Raw genomic sequence first — 24740 nt, 5'->3', positions numbered from 1 at the left:
GAGAGAGCCCATGTCCGCCACCCCCAGGCTCCAGCTGTCGCTCGGCCCAGTGCTCTTCTACTGGAGTCGCGAGCGCTACGCCGACTTCTATCGCGAGGCCGCCGACTGGCCGGTGGACATCGTCCACCTCGGCGAATCGGTGTGCTCTCGGCGTCGCGACATGAAGCTCGACGACTGGTTGGGCATCGGCCGCGAACTGGCCCAGACCGGCAAGCAGGTGGTGCTGGCCAGCCAGACCCTGATCGAGTCAGAGGCCGATCTGCGCGACCTGCGCAAGCTGTGCGACAACGGCGAGTTCCTGGTCGAGGCCAATGACCAGAGTGCTGTGCAACGCCTCTCGACGGCTGGCCTGCCCTTCGTCGCCGGTGCTGCGCTCAACCTCTACAACCCGGCCACCCTGGCAGTGCTCTCCCGCGCCGGCATGCAGTGCTGGGAGGCCCCGGTGGAGATGTCCCGGGACGACCTCGCCCGGCTGCTGGCCGACTGTCGCGAACAGGGCCTCGACGCCCCTTGCGAGGTATTCGCCTACGGCCACCTGCCGCTGGCCTGGTCATCGCGCTGCTTCACCGCGCGGCGCTACCAGAAGCCCAAGGACCGCTGCCAGTTCGTCTGCCAGAAGCATCCGGAGGGCTTGGCGCTGCGCTCCCAGGAATCCCAGCAGATCTTTATCCTGAATGGTATCCAGACCCTCTCCGGCGCCTGTCAGGATCTGCGCCACGAGGTGCCGGAAATGGCTGCGATGGGTGTCGGGATCGCCCGCCTGAGCCCGCGTCCCGAGGGCATGGCCGAGGTGGTCAGCGCTTTCCATGCCGCGCGCCGCGGTGAGCTCCCCGGTCCCGACCCGCTGCGCCTGGTGGATGCCGAGATCTGTGACGGCTACTGGCACGGTCGACCCGGCATGGACAACACCCGCGGAGTGACGGCGCCGTGATCGGGCCGCTCCTGCGCCTGGAGCCGGATGAGGCATCCGAGATCCGCCTGCCGGTGGCGAGCCTGAGCGCGTTGAGTACGGCGGATTTTCCGGGCCGTCGCGCCGCCGTGATCCATCTCCAGGGCTGCCCCCTGCAGTGCGGCTACTGCGAGGTGAGCGAGATGGCCATCGCCCGCCGCGGGGAGCCCGGCGAGTGGGAGGCGATGCGCGGTTTTCTGGAGATCCGACCCGACGGGCTCGACGCCGTGGTGTTCAGTGGTGGCGAGCCCACCCTGCATGTCGACCTGCCGCAGGCCCTGGCGCAGGTGCACGAGATGGGGCTGGCCGTGGGCCTGCACACTGCCGGTCCCTATCCCGAGCGGCTGGAGCGTCTGCTGCCGTGGCTCGACTGGGTGGCACTGGATGTCAAGGGACGCGGTCGTGACTTCGACCGGATTTGCGGGCGCAGCGGCATCTGGCAACGCCATGCACGCAGCCTCTCGCTGTTGCTGGAGGGCGAGGTACCCTTCGAATGCCGCACCACGGTGCACTGGAAGGACTTCGCCCTGGAGGACCTGGAGCGCCTGGCGATGACCCTGGCCGACTGTGGCGTACGCCGCTACGCTCTGCAGGTCGCCCGCTCCGAACGTTGCCGCGACCCCGACTACTGCCTGCCGGTGGCCGGCGCTCCGCCCCGGGAGGCCCTGGAGGCCCTGATCCGCCGGCTGGCGCCGCACTTCTCTAGGCTAGAGCTACGCCACTGATCTCGCATCGGCGGCCCTCCAACGCAGACGCCCCGGGTCGCGTTCGCTTCCCGAGGCGTCTGCATTACCCTGATGGCGGTTCAGTTCGGCCTGGCTAACTTAGCCACAGCCCCTTGCTGAAGTCTGCTTATCCACACTTCGACCAGCCACAGCCGGAGTAGCAGGTGGGGCAGCCGTCCATCATGATCAGCTCGCCGTTGCATTCGGGGCAGTGGCCGACCACCGTGGGGCCGTCACCCTTGGCATGATCGGCATGCTGCGCCTTGCGCTCGGCCTGCTCGATCTCCTCGGTGGTGGGCGGCTGCCAGGGGTGCCCGCTGGCCAGGCGCTGGGCATAGCGGCTGACCAGCTCCTCCACCGGCACCTGATTGCCGTCCTGATCGAGGAAGCCTCGGCGGTGGAGGATCTGCTGGATCGACCAGGCGATCGCCGCGACCTCGGAGTCATGGAACATCGGCTTGCCCCAGCGGTTCATGCCGCAGCGCACCAGGCCCTTGTCCCAGGCTACCTTGCGCAGGTCGGCCACCGCCTGGGTGACATAGCCGCCGCGGGCAGCCAGCGACAGGCTGCGCATGGTGGCGGTGATCCACTGGTGCTCGCTGGAGAGCTGGCCGGAAGGGAAGAAGAACTCCACCGGGCGCTCGATCACCACCCGCTTGCCGCCCAGCACCCCCTCCACCGGCATGAACGACACCAGCAGGTAGACCTTCTTGCGCCCCTCGGCGCCAACGTAGGAGATCTTCTCCGACACGGCCTCCAGGGTGCCCTCAGGGCGAGAGGGGATACGTACCGTAAGCGGGTTCTCGTCGGCCAGCGGTGGCTCTTCCACCGCCTTCTTGACGCTGTAGGAAACGATCTTGGAATTGATCTCGACGGCCATCAGGCGGCTCCTCCGGAAAGTTGTTGGGTGGCACTGGGTGTCCATCGCTCGGGGCTGATCCGGCGAAGAGCCTGCGAGGAGGCGCTGTAAACCCTTCCTTGGGCGCTACCGACGCCCAGCTTCGCTCTCGCGTCCCGCTCCGCTTGCAGGACCGGTGCTGGCCATCCATGGCCAGCCCGTTCGAAGCGGTGCTTCTCACCCCTGGCGTAGGACCTCCTCTTCGGCTCATCCCCGGCGCCCCTCGCTGAGGGCAAGCGCGAGAACACTGGCTTACCACTTTCCATAGGTGCCTTCCTTCAGCGCGTCGTAGAGGTTCGCCGCGTTGTGCTCCTCGCCGTCGTAGATGACCTTCTCATCGCCGGCCAGCTCCACGCTCTCGCCGTTCTCCAGCTCGAAGACGTAGGTGGTGTTCTTGAGGTCGTCCTCGCGTACCAGCACGCCCTGGAAGGCCTCCGGATTGAAGCGGAAGGTGGTGCAACCCTTGAGCTTGCTGGCGTAGGCGTCGAGGTAGAGGTCCTTGAACTCCGCGAAGGCGAACTCGGTGGGCACGTTCACCGTCTTGGAGATGGCCGAGTCGACCCATACCTGGGCCGCCGCCTGCACCGCCACGTGCTGCTTGGGGCTCACCGCGTCGGCGGTGATGAAGTAGTCGGGCAGATCGCTCTCCACGGCGTCGGCGGCAATGAAGTGGCGATAGGCCGCCAGCTCGAAGGAGACCACCTCGACCTGCTCCTTGGTCTTCTTGCCCGACTGGATGACGTTGCGGAAGTAACGGTGCGAAAAGGACGGCTCGATGCCGTTGGAGGCATTGTTGCCCAGCGACAGCGAGATGGTGCCGGTGGGCGCGATGGAGCTGTGATGGGTGAAGCGCGCACCGTTCTCGGCGAGCTGGGACACGAGCTCAGGCTCTACTTCGGCGACCTTCTGCATGTAACGGCTGTAGCGGGCGTGCAGGATGCGACCGGGCACCTTGTCGCCCACCTCGTAGCCGTCCTGCTTGAGCTCGGGGCGTTCGCGCATCATCCGCGGGGTGATCTCGTAGTCCTCGGCCAGTGCCGGGGCCACGCCCTTCTCGCGAGAGAGCTCCAGTGCCTGCTTCCAGCCCTCCAGGGCCAGGTTACGACTCACCTCCTCGGTGAAGGCCAGCGATTCGGGGGAGCCGTAGGGGATCTTGAGCATGGTCAGGGTCGAGCCCAGGCCCAGAAAGCCCATGCCGTGGCGGCGCTTAGCCTCGATCTCCTTGCGCTGCCCTTCCAGCGGCAGGCCGCTGATCTCCACCACGTTGTCGAGCATGCGGGTGAAGATCGCCACTACCTGGCGGTAGCGCTCCCAATCGAAGCGAGGCGTCTTGCCGAAGGGATCGACCACGAAGCGGGTCAGGTTGACCGAGCCGAGCAGGCAGGCACCCTCGGGGGGTAATGGCTGCTCTCCGCAAGGGTTGGTCGCCCGAATCTCCTCGCAGAACCAGTTGTTGTTCATGCGGTTGACCTGGTCGATCAGGATGAAGCCCGGCTCGGCGAAGTCGTAGGTCGACGACATGATGGTGTCCCACAGCTCGCGGGCCTTGATCACCTCGACGATGCGGCAGGCCACGCGCCCCTCGGCGTCAACGGTATAGCCCTCTTCCACCACCGGCCAGTCGCGGTAGATCAGCTCGCTCTGATCGACGTCATCCTTCTCGCCCTCGTGGAGCGGGAAGGCCAGCGGCCAGTCGGTGTCGTTCTTCACCGCTTCCATGAACTCGTCGGTGATCAGCAGGCTGAGGTTGAACTGGCGAAGCCGGCCCGCCTCGCGCTTGGCCTCGATGAACTCGCGCACATCGGGGTGGCCGACATCGAAGGTGCCCATCTGGGCGCCGCGGCGCCCGCCCGCCGAGGCCACCGTGAAGCACATCTTGTCGTAGATATCCATGAACGCCAGCGGGCCGTTGGTGCCGGCGCCGGCACCGAACACGAAGGCGCCCTTGTGGCGCAAGGTGGAGAACTCATAGCCGATGCCGCAACCCGCCTTGAGGGTCATGCCGGCATCCACCACCGAGTCGAGGATATCGTGCATGGAGTCGCGGATGGTGCGCGAGACGGTGCAGTTGATCAGGCTCACCGCCGGCTTGTAGGCCTCGGCGCCAGCGTTGGACATGATGCGCCCGGCGGGGATGGCGCCGTTCTCCAGCGCCCAGCGAAACTTCGGCAGCCACTCATCCGCCTGGTCACCCTCCACGGCCGCCAGAGCCCGGGCCACACGATCCCAGGTGGCAGTGACGTCCTCATCCACGGGGTGGCCGTGACGGTCCTTGAGGCGATACTTGGCATCCCAGATGTCGCGAGAGGGCAACTGCAAGGGCACCTCGTTGGAAGTCTTGACGGCCTTGGTGGAAGTGCTCATTCGGATGGCTCCGGAAGAAAGTCGTTTATCGAAAAGGGTCAGATCGTGGGTCGTGCCAGCCGCTCGAGGCGGATCAGCAGTTCACCGAAGGGGCCCTGGGCCAGTCCCTCCTCGCGACCGTCGAGGAGATTCTTGACCATCAGGCCCAGCTCGGTATCACCCTCGATCAGCAGGCGACGCTGGAAGAACAGACTGTCGGGATCCTCGCGACGGGTGGCCAGGCAGAGGAACTCACGCCAGCCGCCTCGAATGGTCGCCTCGCCGGGCTGATTGCAGAGCACCAGGCGCTGCGACTCGAGGCTCAGTGTCAGCATCACGCCGAGATCCTCGATGGCCAGGCTGATCCGGCGCCCCTCCAGGGCATCGAATTCGCCCTCCTCCAGCGGCTCGGCGAAGGTGCGGTTGAGTACAGGTTCCACCAGCCGGCGCTTGATGCCGACCGGCACGCGCGGGTCGATAGCGCGAATCAGTCGGGTGGGCGCGGGAAGACGCGGCAGGGGCAGTAACGGCAGGGACATGACAGTTCTCCTGAAGATAACCATGCGGCATTGGCCGCCTGACCGCTCATCCTAGGCCGGTGCTCCCGGGGCTGCACTGACATGCATCATGTCGTCAGCCAGCCCACGACCACCTGCGCCCTGCCTACCATATATAGACCATACCTCGCCGGCAAGCGCCATATCTGGTGCAAGCGTGAGAACATCATGATCCATTTTCATTTGACAGCTGCGCCGCCGCGAAGCGGTGCGGCAGGAAGAAAAGAGCGGCGCCCCGGTACATGCCGGGGCGCCGCTTGTAATGCGCCTATCGCTCCTTTGTGAAGGGCGAGTCCGCTCAAACGGTGCGCGAATAGCGCCCGGTGCTGTGGCTCAGGTAGGCATCGAAGGCCATGGCCGCATTGCGCATCATCAGCCGCCCGGCCGGCAGCACCTCGATGGATTCATCACCGATCGCCAACAGGCCGTCATCCGCCATCTCCTCGAGCTCGTCGAGCGCATCGGCGAAGTAGTCAGGGAAATCGATGTCGTGATTCGCCTCGATCGTGGCGAAGTCGATGCGTCCATGGCACATCAGGGCGTTGATCACATCGCGACGCAGCAAGTCATCGGCGTTCAGGCGATAGCCGCGCATCACCGGTAGCCGACCCGATTCGAGCCGTGCCTGGTAGCTGGCCGTCTCCTTGACGTTCTGGCTGTAGCTGTCGCCCACCTTGCCGATAGCGGTGTTCCCCAGGCCGATCAGGTCGCAGTCGGCATGCGTCGAGTAGCCCTGGAAGTTGCGCTGCAGGGTGCCGTTCTCCTTGGCCAGCGAGAGCTCGTCCTCAGGCAGGGCGAAATGGTCCATGCCGATATAGACGTAGCCGGCCTCGGTGAGGCGACGGATGGTCAGCTCCAGCAGCTCGATCTTGCGCTCCGGCGGCGGCATGTCCTCGGGGCGGATCAGGCGCTGGGCCTTGAACAGCTCAGGCAGGTGGGCATAGCTGTAGGTGGCGATGCGGTCCGGTCGCAGGGCGATGATCTTGTCCAGGGTGGTATCGAAGCTGGCCACGGTCTGCAGCGGCAAACCGTAGATCAGATCGACGCTCACCGACTGGAAGCCGGCTTCACGGGCCGCGGCCACCAGCTCTACTACCTGCGCCTCGCTCTGAATGCGGTTGACCGCCTCCTGGACCCTGGCATCGAAGTCCTGCACGCCGAAGCTTAGGCGGTTGAATCCCAGGGCGTGGAGCTCGTGGATCTGCTCGGGCGTCACGGTGCGGGGGTCCACCTCCAGGGAGAATTCCCGCGCCTCGGGCTCGGCGAAGTGGAAGGCGGCATCCAGCGCGGCCATCAGTTCGCCGAGCTGGTCATTGCTCAGATAGGTGGGGGTGCCACCGCCCAGATGCAGCTGGGTCATGCGTCGCGAGTCGTCGAACAGCGCCCCTTGGAGCTCGACCTCGCGCTTGAGCCAGGCAAGATACTCCGCGGCCCGCGCGCGATTGTGGGTGATGATCTTGTTGCAGGCACAGTAGTAGCAGAGGCTCTCGCAGAACGGGATGTGTACGTAAGCCGACAGCGGCTTGGGCGTCGCCGCCCGATTGCTGCGCTCGGCGGCGGCACGATAGTCATCCTCGGCGAAGGCCGCCTGGAACTGCGGCGCCGTGGGATAGGAGGTATAGCGCGGCCCCGGGCGGTCGTACTTCTCGACCAGGGGGCGGATGAACGGCAGGGTGTCTTGCATGATCGAATCGAGCCTCTGGAACCGTAAGGCGGCGGCCATGGCCACCACCGCATGGGCGAATTATGCCAGCCATGACCGGGCGCGTCGGTACCCTTCAAGGGGTAGCTGACCCAGATCAAGTTGCGGCAGTGGACGACGCGGCACGTGCTGCTGCTTTTGCTACCCCCTGGCGGCGCCAGTGCAGTAGACGCCACGCCACCAGCAGCCAAGCCAGGCTCCAGACCCCGGCAGCTCCCCACAGCACCGGCGGGCCGGCCAAGGGAAGCGCAAGCCGCAGTCCCGCCGCCAGGGTAAAGAGCACGGCCAGGCACGGCAGCCACCGCTCCTCTGCGGGACGCCCCTTGGCTCTGAGGATCGCCTGGCGCAGCATGATGCCACTGGAGAGAGTGCCGAGCGCTCCCACGGTGATCGCATGAAGTTGGCCCGCGGGCGAGCCCCCCACCAGGAGGTCTCCCGCCAGCAGCAGGGCTCCCACCCCCAGCCAGGCATAGCCGAGCAACAGGCCGAGCAGGTCCGGCCGATCCCGAAGCCTCCAGAACGACCAGCGCCAGAGGCGTATCAGCATCACCGCCCCGCCCAGCGCCAGCATCAATCCGGCCACTGGCCACAGCATCGGCCAGATCGCGAGCAGCCCGGCGGCGCCCAGCAGGCCGATCATGATCGCCTCGACCCGTGGCTGGACACCGACCCCGGCCTTCCGGTCACGCGCCATCAGGTGCCCGTTCACCGCCGGGGCGATCACCCGTCCGCCCATGAAGGCCATCAGCAGCAGTAGCCATAGCACACCCTGATGCAGTAGCGACGAGAGCAGGCCCGGGAAGGCCAGGCGCGCCACCAGGCTGGCCACCGCCAGCAGGCAGAGCAGCCCGAGCAGCGGCGAGAGCATACGGTTGCGCCATTTCTTGGCCGTCAGGAAGCGGGGCACGACCCATGAAGCCAACAACAGGGCGAAGGCAGCATCGGCCAACAGCACGGGCCAGGCTAGATAGTCCGCCAGCCCTCCGACACGCCCGATCAGCCACAACCCCGCCAATAAGGCCAGCCGACGGGACGACAGCGGGCCCAGCAGATACCCTGCCATCACCGCCAAGGCGAAGCCGAACAGCAGCTCCCTGCCGTGTGCTAGTGGTGTCGCCAATCCCGGCAGCCAAGGTAGCCAGCCAAGCATCCCCGCCAGCGACAAGGGCAACGCAAGAGCCGCATGCAGCGCGGCGAGAGGAAAGAACAATGTCCAGGCGTGGCGCCGGTCGTTCCGACAAATCCGGCCGGTTTGACCTGGGTCATTGGCACCGAATCGTAACATGCATAAAAATTACCTCTTATCGGCGGCCATGCCAATCATGCGCCAAGGTCGTCACCACGTGACCGAATGCCGCAGTCACGAAACAAACCTGACGGGCATGATGGTAAAATCACATGTTTCCCCATCACGCCTAGCGAGGCGTCCGACGCACCGGGATTCCCATGCATCTGACCCGATTTACCGATTATTCGCTGCGCGTGCTGATGTACCTTGCCGTCAAGAGCGAGCAACGCTCGACCATCACCGAGATCGCCGAGCGCTTCGATATCTCCCGCAACCACCTGATGAAGGTGGTGCAGGACCTCAACCATCAGGGCTACATCACCTCCATCCGCGGCAAGAACGGCGGCCTGCTGCTCGAGCGCGACCCCGAGACGATCTCGCTGGGCAGGCTGGTCCGCGACACCGAACGCGACCTGAAACTGGTGGAGTGCTTCGGCGACGACAACGAGTGCGTCATCACACCCGCCTGCCGGCTCAAGCCGATCCTGGCCGAGGCGCTCACCGCCTTTCTTGCCGTGCTCGATCAATACACCCTGGCCGATCTGCTCGGCCCCCAGCAGCCCCAGTTGATACAGCTGCTGCAGATCGACGACACCCCGCCCGACGATTGAGCCTCCCTGCCTCCCTGCATTAGCATCCTCTTTGTACCTTTCGCGCCTTCCGGTCTAGTCTGAACGTGACGCACGTCAAGCCTCGTCCGGGCGACGACTGGTATCGTGGTCTCATTCGCCTGGCGCGGCCATATGCCCGGACCAGGCTTTTTCATACAGCTAAAGAAGCATTTCGGAGGTTTGTTATGAAGTCACTGCTCGTTGCCGCTCTGCTGGGCGGCGCCTTCCTGGCCATGGACGCCCATGCCGCCGGTGACCCTGAAGCCGGTAAAGGCAAGATCGGCGCCTGCGCCGCCTGCCACGGCACCGATGGCAAGGGCACCGCGCCGATCTATCCGAACCTGGCCGGCCAATCCGCCGCCTATCTGGAGAGCGCCATGAAGGCGTACCGCGAAGGCCAGCGCAGCGGCGGCATGGCCGCCCTGATGAATCCCCAGGCCCAGGGGCTATCCGATGAAGACATCGCCGATATCGCCGCCTACTACGCCAACCTCGAGCCCTGATCCTCCCCGGCCGGCCTACGGGCCGGCCACCCCTGCTGAGTGGCGCCCGGGGTGACGTCTGCGCCGCCTGGATTTACGCTCGCAAGGACCTCGCCATGCCCGCACGACAACCTCGATCTCCAGGCGTCGCCGGCCTGCTGCTCGGCCTGTTCCTGCTGTTGATCGCCCCGGCGATAAACGCCCTGGAGCTTGAACAGGTCCGCGAGGGTTTCCCCGATGCGGAGCGCCTGGAAGCAGCAGAGTCGCAGTGGCCGGTAAGCGAAGTACGTGCCGGTGACGAACTTCTCGGCTATGCCTACGAGAGCATCGACATCGCGCCGATTCCGGCCTACTCGGGCAAGCCGGTCAATATGCTGGTGGGTATCGACCTGGAAGGGCGAATCGTTCAGGCCGATGTCATCAGTCACGAGGAGCCCATCATGTTGGTGGGCATCCCCGAGGAGGAGCTCGAGGGCTTCGCCGACGACCACATCCCCGCCCATGTCAACGACCGCATGAAGATCGGTGACAATCTGGACGCCATCTCGGGCGCCACCGTCACGGTCATCGTGGTCAGTGACACCATCATGCGCTCCGCTCGCCAGGTGGCCGCCGAACAAGGGCTTATCGCCGACCCCTCCGCCACCCCACCAGCACGGGTCCTGGAGGGTGTCTTCGAGCCCGCGGACTGGAGTGAGCTCACCGGCGACGGCACCATCCGCCGCCTGCACCTGACCCACGGACAGGTGGACGAGGCCTTCGTGGGAACGCCCGCCGAGGACTATCTTCGCGGTGCCCCCGAAGACCCCGAAAACACCTTCATCGAGATGTTCTACACCTACGTCAACCCTCCCACGGCGGGTCGCAACCTGCTGGGTGAGAGCCGCTACGAGCAGCTGATGGAGGAACTCGAACCGGGGGAGCATGCCATCGCCGTCATGGCACAGGGCGACTACTCCTTCAAGGGGTCGGGCTACGTTCGCGGCGGCATCTTCGACCGCATCGAGTTCTCGCAGGGCAACACCAGCGTCAGCTTCCACGACCGCGATCATATCCGTCTGGGCAATCTCGCCATTGACGGCGCGCCTGACCTAAACGAGCGCGACATTTTCATTATTCGCGAGGACGCTGCCTTCGACCCGGGCCAGCCCTGGCAACTGGATCTGCTGGTGCGCCGCGCCTCGGGGCCGCTTGATACCGAGTTCAGCCGCTTCAGCGCCGACTACAGCGTCCCCGAGGCCTATATCGAGCGTCCCGAGCCAGCGACAGAAGAGGCAATCTGGGTACAGGTGTGGCGCGACAAGGCCTTCCAGATCGCCGTGCTGGGCGCCGGCCTGCTGGTACTCACCGGTGTCATGCTGTTCCAGGACGTGCTGGCGCGCCATCCGAAGATCCTGCGCCCGCTGCGCCTGGGCTTCCTGGTCTACACCCTGGTGTTCATCGGCTGGTATTCCCTGGCGCAGATATCAGTGGTCAATATCCTGACCTTCACCAATTCGCTGATCAGCGGCTTCAGCTGGCAGTCGTTCTTGATCGACCCGATGATGTTCATCCTCTGGTCCTTCGTGGCGGTGAGCCTGCTGCTGTGGGGGCGCGGTGTCTTCTGCGGCTGGCTCTGTCCCTTCGGGGCCCTGCAGGACCTGGTCAACAAGGCTGCCCGCAAGCTGGGTGTGAAACAGATCGAGGTGCCCTTCGGCGTTCACGAGCGCCTCTGGGCCATCAAGTACATCATCCTGCTGGGGCTATTCGCCGTCTCGCTGCACTCCCTGGGTACCGCCGAGCGCTACGCCGAAGTGGAGCCCTTCAAGACCGCCATCACGCTGCGTTTCCAGCGAGAATGGGGCTTCGTGCTCTATGCCCTGGGCCTGGTGGCGATCTCGGTCTTCAACCACAAGTTCTACTGCCGCTACGTCTGCCCGCTGGGCGCCGGCCTGGCGATCCCCGCCCGCCTGCGCCTGTTCGACTGGCTCAAGCGGCACCGCGGCAGCTGTGGCACCCCGTGCCAGATCTGCGCCAACGAATGCGAAGTGGCCGCCATCCATCCCGATGGCCGCATCAATGCCAACGAGTGCCACTATTGTCTTGACTGCCAGATAACCTACTACGACGACCAGCGATGCCCGCCCGTCATCAAGCGTCGCAAGCGCTATGAGAAGGCGGCCCGCATGGCCGGTGGCAAGAGTGGCGTCGAGACCCATGACCCCGCCAGCAGCCGGCTGCAGCGGATCCCGACCTACCAGGAGGATTGACCATGAGTGACAAGAAGAAAGCGATCGAGAACCTCGGACGCCGCCATTTCCTGCGCAACAGCGCCGTGACCGGGGTCGCGGGGGCAGGTCTGGCCGGCGGCTTCGGTGCCGGAGCGCTGATGAACAGCCGCCAGGCCCGTGCCGCCGAAAACGGCGTGGAGGTCGCACCCGGCGAACTCGACGAGTACTACGGCTTCTGGAGTGGCGGCCACCAGGGGGAGGTACGGGTACTGGGCATTCCCTCCATGCGTGAGCTGATGCGAATCCCGGTGTTCAACATCGATAGCGCCACCGGCTGGGGGATCACCAACGAGTCGAAACGCATCATGGGCGACTCCGCACGCTTCCTCAACGGGGACTGCCACCATCCGCACATCTCCATGACCGATGGCCGCTACGACGGCAAGTACCTGTTCATCAACGACAAGGCCAACACCCGGGTGGCGCGCATTCGTCTCGACATCATGAAGACGGACAAGATCACCACCATTCCCAACGTCCAGGCGATCCACGGCCTGCGCCTGCAGAAGGTGCCGCACACCAAGTACGTCTTCGCCAACGCCGAATTACCGATTCCCCAGGTCAACGATGGCCGGGACCTGGAGAACCCGGAAAACTACTTCACCATGTTCAACGCCATCGATGCCGAGAGCATGGAGGTGGCCTGGCAGGTGATCGTCGACGGCAACCTGGACAACACCGATGCCGACTACACCGGCCGCTTCGTGGCGTCCACCTGCTACAACTCCGAGAAGGGCATGACGCTGGCCGACACCATGCGCGCCGAGCGTGACTGGGTGGTAGTGTTCGACGTCGATGCCATCGAGGCCGCCGTGGCGGCTGGCGAATTCGAGACCCTGGGCGACAGCGAGGTACCTGTGCTCGACGGCCGCAAGGGCTCGAAGCTAACCCGCTACATCCCGATACCCAAGAACCCCCATGGCCTCAACACCTCGCCGGACGGCCAATACTTCATCGCCAACGGCAAGCTCTCACCGACCTGCTCGATCATCGGCATCGACAAGCTCCCTGCCCTGTTCGATGACGCCATCGAGCCCCGGGACACGGTGCTGGCCGAGCCGGAACTGGGCCTGGGGCCGCTGCATACCACCTTCGATGGTCGTGGCAACGCCTACACTACCCTGTTCATCGACAGCCAGGTGGCCAAGTGGAACATCGAGGACGCCATCCGTGCCTACAACGGCGAGGAGGTGAACTACATCCGCCAGAAGCTCGACGTCCACTATCAGCCCGGCCATAACCACGCCAGTCTGACCGAGACCCGCGATGCCGACGGCAAGTGGCTGGTGGTACTCTCCAAGTTCTCCAAGGACCGCTTCCTGCCGGTGGGTCCGCTGCACCCGGAGAACGACCAACTGATCGATATCTCGGGCGAAGAGATGAAGCTGGTCCATGACGGCCCCACCTTTGCCGAGCCGCACGACTGTATCCTGGCTCGAGCCGACCAGATCTCCCCCAGCCGGATCTGGTCACGTGACGATCCCACCTTCGCCGAGACCGTGGCCATGGCCGAGGCCGACGGGGTGAATATCGAGACCGAGAACAAGGTGATCCGCGACGGCAACAAGGTGCGCGTCTACATGATCTCGGTGGCGCCCCAGTTCGGCCTGACCGAATTCAAGGTCAAGCAGGGCGACGAGGTCACCGTAGTGGTCACCAACCTCGACCAGGTCGAGGATCTGACCCACGGCTTCGTCATGGTCAACCATGGCGCCTCCATGGAGATCGGTCCTCAGCAGACCGCCAGCGTCACCTTCACCGCCGACAAGCCCGGGGTACACTGGTACTACTGCTCCTGGTTCTGCCATGCCATGCACATGGAAATGACCGGCCGCATGCTGGTCGAGAAGGCCTGATAAGCCCTCACCGGGGCCGGGCAACCGCCCGGCCCCGTTAGTTGTGGAGACCCGCATGACCCGACGACTGTCTCGTGTCGTCCCCCGTCTGATTCTTGCCGCCTGGCTGCTGCTTTCGTGGCTACCGGGCGGCCTGCTGGCTGCCGACTGGACGGCCAGCCCCGGTGAGCCGCTGCAGCCACTGATCGAAAAGGCCAGTGACGGCGACCACCTGACACTACCCGAGGGCCGCTATCCCGGACCACTGACCATCGACCGCACGCTCACCCTGCAGGGCGAGGAAGGAGCGGTGATCGACGGCGGTGGCGAAGGTGACGCCGTGGCACTGGAAGCCCCGCGCATCGTGCTCGCAGGCCTCACCATCGAGAACTGGGGTGCCAATCTCACCGACATGGATGCCGGCATCTTCGTCGAAGAGAGCGCCACCGGCAGCGTGATCCGAGACTCCCGGCTGGAAGGCCCGGGTTTCGGCATCTGGCTCGACGCCGTGAGTGACGTGGAAGTGCTCGACAACGTGATCCGTGGCGATGCCTCGCTGCGCTCCCAGGATCGCGGCAACGGTATCCACCTGTTCAACGTGCGCAACGTCACGGTGGCGGGCAACGATATCCGCCACACTCGCGACGGTATCTACATCGATACCAGCAGCGAGAGCCTGCTGCGCGGCAACCACATGGAGTCGCTGCGCTACGGCGTGCACTACATGTACGCCCACGACAATCGCCTGGAAGGGAATACCACCCGTAATACCCGCACCGGCTATGCGCTGATGCAGTCCAAGCGTCTCGAGGTGATCGGCAACCGCTCCGAGGGTGACCGCCACTACGGCATCCTGATGAACAACATCACCGACTCCATCCTGCGCAACAACCTCGTCACCGGCATCAACCAGCGCCGGGATGCACAAGGCCAGGGCTTGATCAGCGGCGGCGAGGGCAAGGCGCTGTTCGTCTACAACGCGCAGTACAATCGCTTCGAGGCCAACCGCTTCGCCGAGAGCGATATCGGCATCCACCTCACCGCCGGTTCCGAGGACAACGCCCTGGTAGGCAACGCCTTCGTCGACAACCGCCAACAGGTGATGTACGTGGCGACCCGCGCCCAGGAGTGGTCAGAGGAGGGGCGCGGCAACTACTGGAGCGACTACCTGGGCTGGGACCTGGACGGTGACGGCATCGGGGACACACCCTTTGAACCCAATGACGCCATGGACCGCCTCCTGTGGCGCTACCCGGTGGCGCAGCTGCTGATGCACAGCCCTGCCGTACTGGCACTGCGTTGGGTACAGCGACAGTTCCCGGTGTTTCGCCCCCAGGGCGTCAAGGACAGCCATCCGCTGATGAAGGAACCCGATGTGAATGAACTCGGCTTGAATCAACACAACCTCGGAGACACCGACGCATGAGCGCGGTAATCGACTTCCAGGGCGTGACTCGGCGCGACGGTGAACTGCTGCGCCTCGACGCCCTGGACCTCCAGGTGAGCGAGGGCGAGGTGCTGGCCCTGCTCGGCCACAACGGGGCCGGCAAGACCACAACCATGCACCTGATCCTGGGGCTGCTCTCGCCCAGCGAAGGACGCGTGGCGGTGCTGGGCGGTGCACCGGACGGCGCCCACGCCGAAATCCTGCGCCGCCGCCTGGGCTACCTGCCCGAGAACGTCAGCTTCTATGAACAGCTCAGTGGCCGCGAGGTCCTCGACTACTTCGCCCGGCTCAAGCGGGTCGACCGCCGCCAGGTGGACGAGTTGCTGGAGCAAGTAGGCCTGGGCCACGCTGCCTCACGGCGGGTGAAGACCTACTCCAAGGGCATGCGCCAACGCCTTGGCCTGGCCCAGGCGCTGCTCGGCGACCCGCGCCTGCTACTGCTGGATGAGCCCACCACCGGCCTCGACCCGGCCGCCACCCGAGAGTTCTACGATACGGTGCGTGGGCTGCGCGAACGCGGCTGCACGGTGCTGCTTTCCTCTCATGTGCTGCCCGGAGTGGAGCCCTACATCGACCGTGCGTTGATCCTGGGCAGCGGCCGACGCCTGGCGCTGGGCAGCCTGGACGAACTGCGCCGGCAGGCCGCGCTGCCACTCACCGTGCGCGCCCGTGGCCGCAGCGCCGAAGCCGAGCTGGCGCACGAGTTGGGCAGATGGGATGACCCGCGTATCGAGGCCAAGGCGGTCAACGGCCACGAGGTAGTGCTGACGGTTCCGCCGGACGCCAAGCTCGCCGTGCTGCGTCGGCTCACCGATACGCCGGGCGTCGAGGACATCGAGCTGCTGCCGCCCACCCTGGAACATCTCTATACCCACTTCTCCGCCGGACTCTCGCCCGAGCAACGAGGAGACACCCGATGAACGCCATCCTGACCATCGCCGGCAAGGAGTTCCGCGACGGCCTGCGTAACCGCTGGGTACTGGCCATCGCCATGGTGCTGGCCTTCCTCGCCGTGGGCATCGCCTGGTTCGGCGCCGCCGCCAGCGGCGGCCTGGGCTTCACCTCGCTGGCCACCACCCTGGTCAGCCTGGCGACACTCGCAGTCTTCCTGATTCCGCTGATCGCCCTGCTGCTGGCCTATGACGCCGTGGTGGGCGAGCAGGAAGCGGGCACCCTACTGTTGCTGCTCACCTACCCCATCAGTCGCACCCAGCTGCTGCTCGGCAAGTTCCTCGGCCACGGCCTGATCCTGGGCGCCGCCACGGCGCTTGGCTTCGGGGTTGCCGGGGCGGTGATCGCGGTGGGCGCACAGGGCGTGCCACTCAGCGAGCTGGCCACCGGCATGGGGCTGCTGATCGGCAGCAGCATCCTGCTGGGTTGGGTGTTCATCGCCTTCGCCTACCTGATCAGCGTGGGGGTCACCGAGAAGGCCCGTGCCGCCGGCCTGGCGCTGGTGGTGTGGTTCCTGTTCGTGCTGGTCTTCGACCTCGGCCTGCTGGCGCTGCTGGTCAGCGTCGAGCGAGGTGGCGACTGGCTACCCTGGCTGCTGCTGCTCAACCCCACCGAGTGTTTCCGGCTGATCAACCTGGCTGGCTTCGAGGAGGCCCGCAGCTATACCGGCGTGAGCTCCATCGCCGAAGGCGGCGCCTTCCGGCCCGCCGTGGTGACCGCCATCCTGGTGGCCTGGGTGCTGGTGCCCCTGGGCCTGGCGCTGCTGCGCTTCCGACACCGTTCAGCCTGACTCCTTCTATCCTGGAGACGTCCCATGCCCCGTCTGCTCGTCCTGATCCCGTTGCTGCTTTTTCTGCTACTGGCAGGCTGCGGCGAATCCGAACCCGAGAGCCTGGCAGCTCCCGTGCCCATCGAGGACGGCGACAGCTGTCACGTCTGCGGCATGCTGATCAGCGAGCACCCCGGCCCCAAGGGTGAAGCCTTCATGGACCAGCAGAGCGAGGCGCTGAAGTTCTGTTCCACCATGGATCTGTTCTCCTTCCTCAAGCAGCCCGAGAACGAGACCCGCCTCTCCCACGCCTATGTTCACGACATCGGCGTGACGACCTGGGAAGAGCCCTCTGATGAGGCCTTCATTCGCGCTGAGGAGGCCTGGTATGTGGTGGGACACGATCAGCGAGGTAGCATGGGCCACACCCTGGCCTCCTTCGCCGAACAGGCGGACGCCGAAGCGTTCCGCGAGGCGCATGGCGGTGAGCTGGTGACATTCGAGGAGATCGATCTCGACCTGCTGGGTCGCCTGGGGCGCGGCGAGCTGGGTGGCGATACCGACGATGGTATGAATGACAGGCAGGTCCACGACTAGCCAACGCGAGGGGCAGGCTATCGCAGATTATTGCCCTCACTCGAGGCTTATCTGTCGGCAAGCCTTCGAGGAGGCGCTGTGAATACCTCCTTGTACGCTACCGACGCCCTCCCTGGCGTAGGACCTCCTCTACGGCTTGCCCCCAGCGCCCCTCGTGTCACGTAACTGCGATAGCCCTGCACGAGGGGGCCGGAGGCAGGACAGCCGCTGGACACCATGCTAGCCTCGGCGCATCGCCGGCCCGAGGAAGCCTCACGCCATGCACTGCATCTCCCGCCTCGCCTCCTTCCTGCTGCTGACGTTCAGCCTGGTCCTGACCGGGGCAGCGTCGGCCACCGACTACAACACCGGCGACGTCCAGGCCCATGGCGGCTGGCACTCTCTGGTCCTGTCGCTGGGCGAGGAGCGCCACTTCCGCGCCATCGACCAGCTGAGCTACAGCGATGCCATCTTCAGCGTCAACGCCAGCGCCGGCGCCTGCGACGTGCCGTGGCTGGAGCTGCGCGTCGCCCTCGACGAATACCAGGCCGAGAGTCGTACGGTGAACCGCGTGCCCGCCGACTTGCGCGTCGATCACGCGACCATCCACAACGGCAGCGCGGCCTTCGTCACCGAGCGCGGCGACGATGGCTTCTATGCGCGCTTCGTCTTCCCTGACCTGGACCTGCTGCTCGAGGAGATGGCCGAGGGTGAGCTGTTGCGCCTGCGCATGATGCGCGGCAAGGACGATCCCTGGTTCATGATCTTCGGCCTGGACGGGGCGGAGGCGGCCATCTCCCGTGCGATGCGGCAATGCCGGATGGCCACCCCCTGAAGGGCCGTCGCGTCAGGGGAAGAGCCGGGTATCGAGATACTCGACCGAGAGGTAATCATCGAAGGTCCAGAGACGGGTAAAGCGACCACGCGTCTCGGCTTCATTCCCTTCACCGCCCCATACCGTCAGGCTGCTCGGCTCCTGGGGCATGCTTCCCTTGAGCTGCTCGAACCACCACTGGGCCATGTCCTCCTCCCAGGGCTCGCCGAAACGCTCCTCGAGCTGGCGGGTGACGGTATCGAGATCCTCCACATGGGGATAGAACGCGACGACCAGGGCCAGTTGTTGACTGCCGGCCGGAAACACATAGCGCAAGTCGGTTTCCGGCTCATCGCTAGCCTGGAGCTCGGCATTGACGATCCTGTCGCCCTCCTCGGTCTCGACGTCCGATAGGTTGACCACCGCGTCATCTTCGACGAGCTCGGCCATGACCGCCTCGTAGGACATCCCGAAATCGGCGCTGCGATACCCTTCAGGACCTTCCGCCGCTGCGGCAACACTGGGCAAGGCAAGTACCAGTGTGGTCAGCAGGCCACAAAGACCCGCTACGGGCTGAGTGCGTATAGACATTCGTTCTCCTCTACTAACGGTTGCGGCGCCGAAACGGCGCCGCGACTTGCTGGATGGCTGTTCACCGAGCAAAAGCAGGTTACTCGGCATCGTCCGCCGCCACGACGTGGATTACCCCGTCCATGTCGCGATCCTCATGGGGACGGCAGTGATACTCGTAGGTGCCCGGCTCTTCAAAGGTGCGCTCCCAGCTCTCTTCGGGAAACAGCCGCGGCGATCCCATATCCTCGTCGGGGAAGTAGATATCGTGGCTGGTGCGTTTCTCTTCGCTGACCCAGCGCACCGTGGTGCCGACCTCGACCTCTAGTTCGGCGGGATGATAGGCGTAGTCGAACATCTCAACCACGACCGCGTCGCCATGCCCGTCGGTCTGCCCATCATCCAGGTCGCTACTTCCGCTAGTGCCGGCCTGTGCCACCCCGCCCATGAGCAGGGTGGTCAGAACGGCGGCACCAAGTGTCAGACGTCGATACTGCATGGTCGCTTCCTCTCCTTCTCCTTCCTGCATCAGCGGCTGATGCGTGCGGCGTTGATCTCCACCATGTCTTCCGCGTATTCACCGGGTATCTCGGCGTCAAAGGCGAGCCCGTACTGCCAGGAGACGTGGTGGAAGCGCGAATCGGCATGATCGTCGTGCAGCGCCACATTGAGGTTGTACTTGCCGTCCAGGTTGATCGGCTTGTCGCCCTCGGCACCGGTCTTCAAGGCGCGCGTCAGGTGGGCGGTCCAGACACCATCCTGCTCATCGGCACTGAAGACGATGGCCTGGCTGTCAGAGAAGTGACGCTCGTCGAGAACATAACCGGATTCGGTGGACTCGTCTCCGCTCTTGTAGCGTGCCAGATCCAGATAGACCCCGCCGTTGAGCAGCTCCTCGATCTCCTTCTCTTCCTTGAGCTTGTCCCAGCCGCCTCGTGCGGCACCACGGCGACCGCGAATCTCGATCTCGGTACGACTCTCCGTCAGGTACTTGGTGACTCCATCGCTCAGATCCAGGCGCTCGGCATACGGTGAGTTCTCCAGCACTTCGCTGTCCGGCGCATCGGGCATGTGGCGCGAGTCGGCGTGACAGCTGGCCCAGCACCCAGCCCGATCGGCCATGTCGACGTTATCGTCCGACAGGCTGACCGTCAGCTTCATGGGGTTCTCCGGATCCATCATGCCCCCGTCCACGAAGGGCAACGGGGCATGTTCTCCGGCTTCCCACTGGAAGCGCATGAAGAGGTAGTCGTCGTCGAAGCTGGCCTGAATGCTCATTGGCACGTGGCCACGCTTGTCGCCTAGATCATAGGTCTCGATCTTCTCGCCGCTGACCGCCAGCGCACCGATGTCGGCCTCTTCGCCCTGGTGGCACCAGATGCAGCGGTCGCCAAAGCTGAAGGCACGGCCGCCGCCATGCTCGCTGCCGTCCTGGATCCACTCGATGGATGCCTGACCCGGCAGAAACAGCGTCACTTCCTGTGTGGGTACTTCGCTCCAGTCCAGCGTGGCAGCAATGTTCTCGTCGACCTCCTTGGCTTCGCCTAGGTCCTCTTCCTCCAGCGCTGCGGCCATTTCGGGCTCGTCGCCCAGCAGGTCTTCATCGGCCTCGGCGGTGCCATAGTCGAAGCGATCCGCCCAGACAGGCGACTCGTCCCAGGCCTCGGGCAGTTGATGGGCAATGCCTTGGTGGCACTCGATGCAGGTCTGACCCTGCTCGAAGGCGCGAGCGTGCTCGCGGCTGGCGCGGCTGGCCTGTTCCTCAAGATCCATGGCCGACCAGTCATGGCAGTTGCGGCATTCCCGGGAGTCGGTACGCAGCATGGATCGCCAGACATTCTCAGCCAGGTGCAGGCGCTTGCCCTCGAATTCCTCCTTGGTGTCGATGGTGCCGAGCATCCAGTGCCACACCTCGCGGCTGGCCTGGATCTTGCGGATCATCTTCGGCCCCCAGGCATCGGGGACGTGACAGTCGGAGCACTCGGCGCCGACCCCGGTGGCATTCTCGAAGTGCGGCCGTTCCTGATACTCCTCGTAGACCCAGCTCATCTCGTGACAGGCCGTGCTGCAGAACTTCATGTTGTTGGTGGCTTCCATCACGGTATTGAAGCCGCCCCAGAAGATGATCCCGGCCACGAAGAAGATCACGGCAGCCCCGAGTGAGGCTCCCATGATCGTTATCTTGCGCCAGTTGCGCGGTCGATCCTTCAGCATGTCAGTCTCCTGGTAATCCCATGACACGAGTTGTCACTGTCATTGCCTGCCCTGCCACCTTGCTGAGTAGTGGTGTCCGGCCCCTTGCCCAGCCACTCCCGTCGCCCCTTGCCATGGTGAGGAAACGGCTGAAGAAGAGGCCGGAGCGCCCTGGGGCACTCCGGCGGGTTCGGCGCTGGATCAGCCGACGTGGTTCTTGCGGTTGTAGACGTTGAACTTGCCGGTGGGCGTGTTCAGGTTCTCGATGCGTGCCTTCTCTTCCAAGGTCTTGTCGTCATAGACGACGATGGCACCGTCGTTCTGGTGGCCTTCGCCGCGGGCCCAGATGGAGACCCATACCTCGGTGCCGGTCTGGTCGTACTCCATGTGCACTGCCACGGCATCATGTTCGATGGGGCGGTCGGCGACGTGGATCGGGGTCAGCTCGCGGGTCTCCTTGTTCATGACCATGACCCACTGGTTGACGTCGGGCTCGGGGTGCATGGCCTGATCGATCCAGACGTTGTCGGAGTCGGGATGGGTACGCACAAACAGCCCCGGGCCGTCGGTCTCAATCTGGTCACAGATCTGCCAGGCCTGGTCGGGATGCCCTTCAGGATCGTTGCCCCAGAAGGTCATCAGGCCTTCACCCAGGTGGGTGGTACCGGCGACCGGACCACACTCCGGATCGTTCCAGTTGGCGCCCGGGCCCGGATGGGGCTTGATGCCGGTCTCCAGCATGCTGATCTTCTTGCGGGTCTGGGTGTCGATGAACACCATCATGTTGCTGTTGTTGGCCGCAATCTGGAAGAAACGGCCGGAGGGGTCGAAGAAGCCGTCGTGCAGGTACTCGGCGGTGGCCATCTGCTCGATGCGCAGGTTCTCGATGTCGCTGTAGTCGACCTGCCAGACCTGTCCGGTCTCCTTGACGTTGACCAGGAAGCTCGGCGCGTGCGGGGTGTTGTAGAGCGCCGCAACGCGTGCCTCGTGGACGTAGTTGCCCTCGGTGTCGTAGCCGCGGGTGGAGACCACCTTGAGCGGCTCCATGGTCTCGGCATCGGCGATCACGAAGTGCGGCGGCCAGTAGGCGCCACCGATGACATACTTGTCCTTCCACTCGCCGTAGTGAGAGACCGCTACGTCGCGGGCGTCATAACCGATGAAGGTCTCGGCGGTGACCTGGGGCGGATCCATCCACAGATCGATCTTGGAAAGGCGGCCATCGCGGCCCTGCACGTACCAGAAGCGACCGTCGGAGCTCTCCTTGGCCACGTGCACGGCGTAACCTGTCTCGACCTCGGTGACCACTTCCTTGGTATCGGCATCGATGATGCCCATGGCGCCACGGTCACGCAGGATGGTGACCATGAAGTTTTCCCAGTTCAGATCGTGCTGGGGCTCGGTGGGCAGATCCTCCGGCGCGACGAACACCTGCCAGCGCTCCTTCATGTCGGCCAGTGACATCTCCGGCGGCTCGACCGGCTCGTTCTGGATGTACTTCGTGATCAGCGTGATCTCTTCCTCGGAGAGGATGCCGTCGAAGTTGTTCATCCCGCCTTCGGTACCCAGCGTGATGATGCTCTCCAGGCGACGCTGGCCAAGCTCCTGGGTGTTCTCGGGCAGCAGGTCCGGCCCCGTGGCCCCGTTACGCAGGGTCCCGTGGCAGCCCGCGCAGCGCTGGAAATAGATATCGGTGGCGCGCTCCATTTCCTCGGCGCTCAACTCCGGTGCCGCAGCCTGCACGGCGCCCGCCATGGCTGCCAGCGGGAAGCTGAGGGCGATAATCCCCTTACTCAATGCTCTTTTGTACATAACACGTGCCTCGCTTGGTTTCCCCTTGGGGTAGTGGCTGGCGGGTGTCACGTCACGTCCCAAAGTTCGAGGTCTTTGACCATGACCATTAGCCACCCTCCACCTGATGTCAGTAGTAGCAGCTTTGCCCCCGACCGCACTTGACCACTGTCAATAGATGCATCCTGCAGTTGACTTATGTCATAACCACCGCCAACTAAAGTGGGCCCACTGCTCGGAACGTCTTGACACTCGCCAGCCACGCTCCCGACACGGCTCATCGCGACACGAAGGCGTTACTCTCGGCAGGCGCCGCGAGTCTGCCGTTCGTGCCACCGACGGGAGCGGCAGCCTCACCAGCCTGGGCAAATTCGCGCAGCGCTGCGATATCGTCGATCCGCACGTAATTGCGTTCGCAATGCACGCCGACCTCCTTGAGACGCGCCATGGCCCGCGAGAAGCTCTCCGGTTTCATGCCCAGCCACCCGGCGATCAGCAGCTTGTCGCAGGGCAGACAGACGTTGGCCGGCCCGGCGCTGCGCGGACACAGCGAGACGATGAAAGCGGCCAGGCGCTGGTAGGTCGGCTGATTGGTCAGCTGATCGAGCTGGCGTACCAGATAACGCAGCATGCTGGAGAGATTGGCGAGCAAGTTGAGGGCCAGCTCGTGATGCTGCCGCAGGGTCGCCAGGAAGTGGTCGGCGGTGAAGACCAGCAGTCTCGCGTCCTCGGCCACGGAGGCATTGACCGGGAAGCCGAGGCGGTCGAACATCGCCGCTTCGGCGAAGGATTCTCCCCCCGTGCACAGTCCCACCACGCACTCATGGCCCTCCGGGCTTTCGCGGAACAGCTTGACCCAGCCGTCGAGCACCACATAGAAACGATCCGCCGGCTCGCCTTCACGGAACAGCTCAATCCCGCGGCGATAGCGGCGCTCCAGCGCCCCGTCGACCAACAGGACCAGGGTGTCGTCCTCCAGTCCCCTGAACAGGGGAACCTTGCGAACGGCCGTCAGGGCGTCGTGGCTCAGAGGCGTCTTCATGACCCCCCTCCTCGATTGTGCCTTCACGATGTGCCTCCCACGTCGGCCGGGGAGAGCTGCATCAGGTTGCCGCGAATGACCTCGGCTTCGTCGGAGTCCGGAGGCAGCGCTGCCAGGAGTCGCTCCCAGTGGCGACGCGCCACAGCCAGCTCCCCCCGCTGCAAGGCCAGGGAGCCGGCCATCCACAAGCCCTGGGCGTGGTCGGGATCGAGTTCCAGGGCACGCTCGATCAGCACCTGGGGCTCGCCGTCCAGGGTGCCCTGGCGATCGGCCAGTACCTCGGCGTAGCGAGTCAGAAGGTCCGGGTCACGATCACCGCCGTGGGCCATGGCCTCGCGGAACGCCCTCTCGGCAGCCTCCAGATCCTCCAGGAACACCAGGGTCCGCCCCAGCAGAATCCAGCTCTCGAGGTCGCCCGGCTCTTCGGCCAGGCGCCCCTGCAGCTGTTGGGTCAGCATCTGAAACTCGCGCTGTCGCTGACGCTCCGACACCGCCTGCGGCTCGGCTGCCACCGTTCGCTGTTCGGCTGGCCGGGTCGCGAATACCTCATCGGCATGCCCCACCCAAAGGTAGGTGCCCACGGCCATGAAGGGCAGCGCGGCCACACTGACGAAGGCCGCGGCACCTGCCAAGCGGCGCGGACGATGACTTGACTCGCTGTGGTGGTCCGTGTCGATCGCGCCGCTGTCGAGCAATTCCCGCTCCAGATCGGCCATGGCAGCGTCGTGTTGTGCCCGAGTGAGGGTGCCGGCGGCCAGGTCGTGGTCGAGCTCACGCGTTCGCTCGCGATGCAGCGCCAGGTGGGTCTCCCGATGCGACTGGGCCGACTCCGCAAGGGGCTCGCGCAACAAGGGAACGATCAGGAAGGCCAGCGCGACCAGACAGAGAGCCAGGGCAAGAAGCAGAAAGATGCCATTCATCGATAAC

The 24740-nt window shown here is 64.9% G+C and carries 22 protein-coding genes; 11 read left to right on the top strand and 11 right to left on the bottom strand.

Features of this window, described 5'->3' with window-relative positions; all coding sequences use genetic code 11:
* Nucleotides 1-10: 10 nt before the first annotated feature.
* Nucleotides 11-931 carry a U32 family peptidase gene (locus BMY30_RS04240; protein ID WP_089710935.1) on the top strand — a complete coding sequence of 307 codons (921 nt, stop codon included), beginning with the start codon at nt 11-13 and terminating at the stop codon, nt 929-931.
* The gene (locus BMY30_RS04235; RefSeq protein ID WP_244516118.1) at nt 928-1674 is read left to right on the top strand and encodes an anaerobic ribonucleoside-triphosphate reductase activating protein; all 747 of its coding nucleotides are present in this window, start codon (nt 928-930) and stop codon (nt 1672-1674) included. Before BMY30_RS04240 ends, BMY30_RS04235 begins: the two co-directional genes overlap by 4 nt.
* Nucleotides 1675-1801: 127 nt before the next feature.
* Here BMY30_RS04235 and BMY30_RS04230 read toward each other — a convergent pair whose 3' ends face one another.
* The 5 genes from BMY30_RS04230 to BMY30_RS04210 form a co-directional block, all read right to left on the bottom strand.
* Nucleotides 1802-2554 (bottom strand): ribonucleoside-diphosphate reductase, encoded by a 753-nt coding sequence (locus tag BMY30_RS04230; protein ID WP_089710933.1) that lies wholly within the window; start codon nt 2552-2554, stop codon nt 1802-1804.
* Between the two features lie 270 nt (nt 2555-2824).
* A complete protein-coding gene (locus BMY30_RS04225; protein ID WP_089710931.1) occupies nt 2825-4936 on the bottom strand; it encodes an adenosylcobalamin-dependent ribonucleoside-diphosphate reductase in 2112 nt (703 codons plus the stop codon).
* Between the two features lie 38 nt (nt 4937-4974).
* Entirely contained in the window at nt 4975-5454 is a 480-nt protein-coding gene (gene ubiT / locus BMY30_RS04220) for a ubiquinone anaerobic biosynthesis accessory factor UbiT (RefSeq protein ID WP_089710928.1), read from the bottom strand.
* A gap of 316 nt (nt 5455-5770) precedes the next feature.
* Entirely contained in the window at nt 5771-7156 is a 1386-nt protein-coding gene (gene hemN / locus BMY30_RS04215; RefSeq protein WP_089711197.1) for an oxygen-independent coproporphyrinogen III oxidase, read from the bottom strand.
* A gap of 115 nt (nt 7157-7271) precedes the next feature.
* Nucleotides 7272-8459 (bottom strand): NnrS family protein, encoded by a 1188-nt coding sequence (locus BMY30_RS04210; protein ID WP_089710927.1) that lies wholly within the window; start codon nt 8457-8459, stop codon nt 7272-7274.
* 161 nt (nt 8460-8620) lie between these two features.
* Here BMY30_RS04210 and BMY30_RS04205 point away from each other — a divergent pair, with 161 nt between their 5' ends.
* From BMY30_RS04205 to BMY30_RS04165, 9 genes are all read left to right on the top strand, one after another.
* On the top strand, nt 8621-9073 hold the full coding sequence (locus tag BMY30_RS04205; protein ID WP_089710926.1) for an RrF2 family transcriptional regulator: 453 nt from the start codon (nt 8621-8623) through the stop codon (nt 9071-9073).
* A gap of 185 nt (nt 9074-9258) precedes the next feature.
* Nucleotides 9259-9576: a c-type cytochrome gene (locus BMY30_RS04200; RefSeq protein ID WP_089710924.1), complete on the top strand. Its 318-nt coding sequence runs from the start codon at nt 9259-9261 to the stop codon at nt 9574-9576.
* A gap of 95 nt (nt 9577-9671) precedes the next feature.
* Nucleotides 9672-11804, top strand: coding sequence for a transcriptional regulator NosR (nosR, locus tag BMY30_RS04195; RefSeq protein ID WP_089710922.1), 2133 nt, complete (start codon nt 9672-9674; stop codon nt 11802-11804).
* 2 nt (nt 11805-11806) lie between these two features.
* Complete coding sequence (gene nosZ / locus BMY30_RS04190) at nt 11807-13681, top strand: TAT-dependent nitrous-oxide reductase (RefSeq protein ID WP_089710920.1); 1875 nt, start codon at nt 11807-11809, stop codon at nt 13679-13681.
* A gap of 55 nt (nt 13682-13736) precedes the next feature.
* Nucleotides 13737-15086 carry a nitrous oxide reductase family maturation protein NosD gene (locus tag BMY30_RS04185; protein WP_089710918.1) on the top strand — a complete coding sequence of 450 codons (1350 nt, stop codon included), beginning with the start codon at nt 13737-13739 and terminating at the stop codon, nt 15084-15086.
* A complete protein-coding gene (locus BMY30_RS04180; protein WP_089710916.1) occupies nt 15083-16027 on the top strand; it encodes an ABC transporter ATP-binding protein in 945 nt (314 codons plus the stop codon). Before BMY30_RS04185 ends, BMY30_RS04180 begins: the two co-directional genes overlap by 4 nt.
* The gene (locus BMY30_RS04175; protein WP_089710914.1) at nt 16024-16848 is read left to right on the top strand and encodes an ABC transporter permease; all 825 of its coding nucleotides are present in this window, start codon (nt 16024-16026) and stop codon (nt 16846-16848) included. The genes BMY30_RS04180 and BMY30_RS04175 overlap by 4 nt, the downstream gene beginning before the upstream one ends.
* A gap of 24 nt (nt 16849-16872) precedes the next feature.
* Entirely contained in the window at nt 16873-17424 is a 552-nt protein-coding gene (locus tag BMY30_RS04170; protein ID WP_089710912.1) for a nitrous oxide reductase accessory protein NosL, read from the top strand.
* Nucleotides 17425-17683: 259 nt separating this feature from the next.
* Nucleotides 17684-18238: a hypothetical protein gene (locus BMY30_RS04165; protein WP_244516117.1), complete on the top strand. Its 555-nt coding sequence runs from the start codon at nt 17684-17686 to the stop codon at nt 18236-18238.
* Nucleotides 18239-18250: 12 nt separating this feature from the next.
* Here the strand turns inward: BMY30_RS04165 and BMY30_RS04160 are convergent, their stop codons facing one another.
* The 6 genes from BMY30_RS04160 to ccmI all read right to left on the bottom strand — a co-directional run bounded on the left by BMY30_RS04160 (nt 18251) and on the right by ccmI (nt 24733).
* Nucleotides 18251-18808, bottom strand: coding sequence for a hypothetical protein (locus tag BMY30_RS04160; protein ID WP_139195467.1), 558 nt, complete (start codon nt 18806-18808; stop codon nt 18251-18253).
* A 79-nt stretch (nt 18809-18887) separates the two neighbouring features.
* Complete coding sequence (locus BMY30_RS04155) at nt 18888-19286, bottom strand: cupredoxin domain-containing protein (RefSeq protein WP_089710908.1); 399 nt, start codon at nt 19284-19286, stop codon at nt 18888-18890.
* A gap of 29 nt (nt 19287-19315) precedes the next feature.
* Nucleotides 19316-21001, bottom strand: coding sequence for a NapC/NirT family cytochrome c (locus BMY30_RS04150; protein ID WP_244516116.1), 1686 nt, complete (start codon nt 20999-21001; stop codon nt 19316-19318).
* A 180-nt stretch (nt 21002-21181) separates the two neighbouring features.
* On the bottom strand, nt 21182-22792 hold the full coding sequence (locus tag BMY30_RS04145; RefSeq protein ID WP_089710906.1) for a nitrite reductase: 1611 nt from the start codon (nt 22790-22792) through the stop codon (nt 21182-21184).
* A 256-nt stretch (nt 22793-23048) separates the two neighbouring features.
* On the bottom strand, nt 23049-23813 hold the full coding sequence (locus BMY30_RS04140; RefSeq protein ID WP_089710904.1) for a Crp/Fnr family transcriptional regulator: 765 nt from the start codon (nt 23811-23813) through the stop codon (nt 23049-23051).
* 23 nt (nt 23814-23836) lie between these two features.
* A complete protein-coding gene (ccmI, locus tag BMY30_RS04135; RefSeq protein WP_089710902.1) occupies nt 23837-24733 on the bottom strand; it encodes a c-type cytochrome biogenesis protein CcmI in 897 nt (298 codons plus the stop codon).
* Nucleotides 24734-24740: the final 7 nt, after the last annotated feature.

Source organism: Halomonas daqiaonensis (genome assembly GCF_900109725.1).
Lineage (GTDB): Bacteria > Pseudomonadota > Gammaproteobacteria > Pseudomonadales > Halomonadaceae > Halomonas > Halomonas daqiaonensis.
The sequence above is the reverse complement of the archived record's forward strand: the minus strand, read 5'-3'. Positions and strand labels throughout refer to the sequence as shown.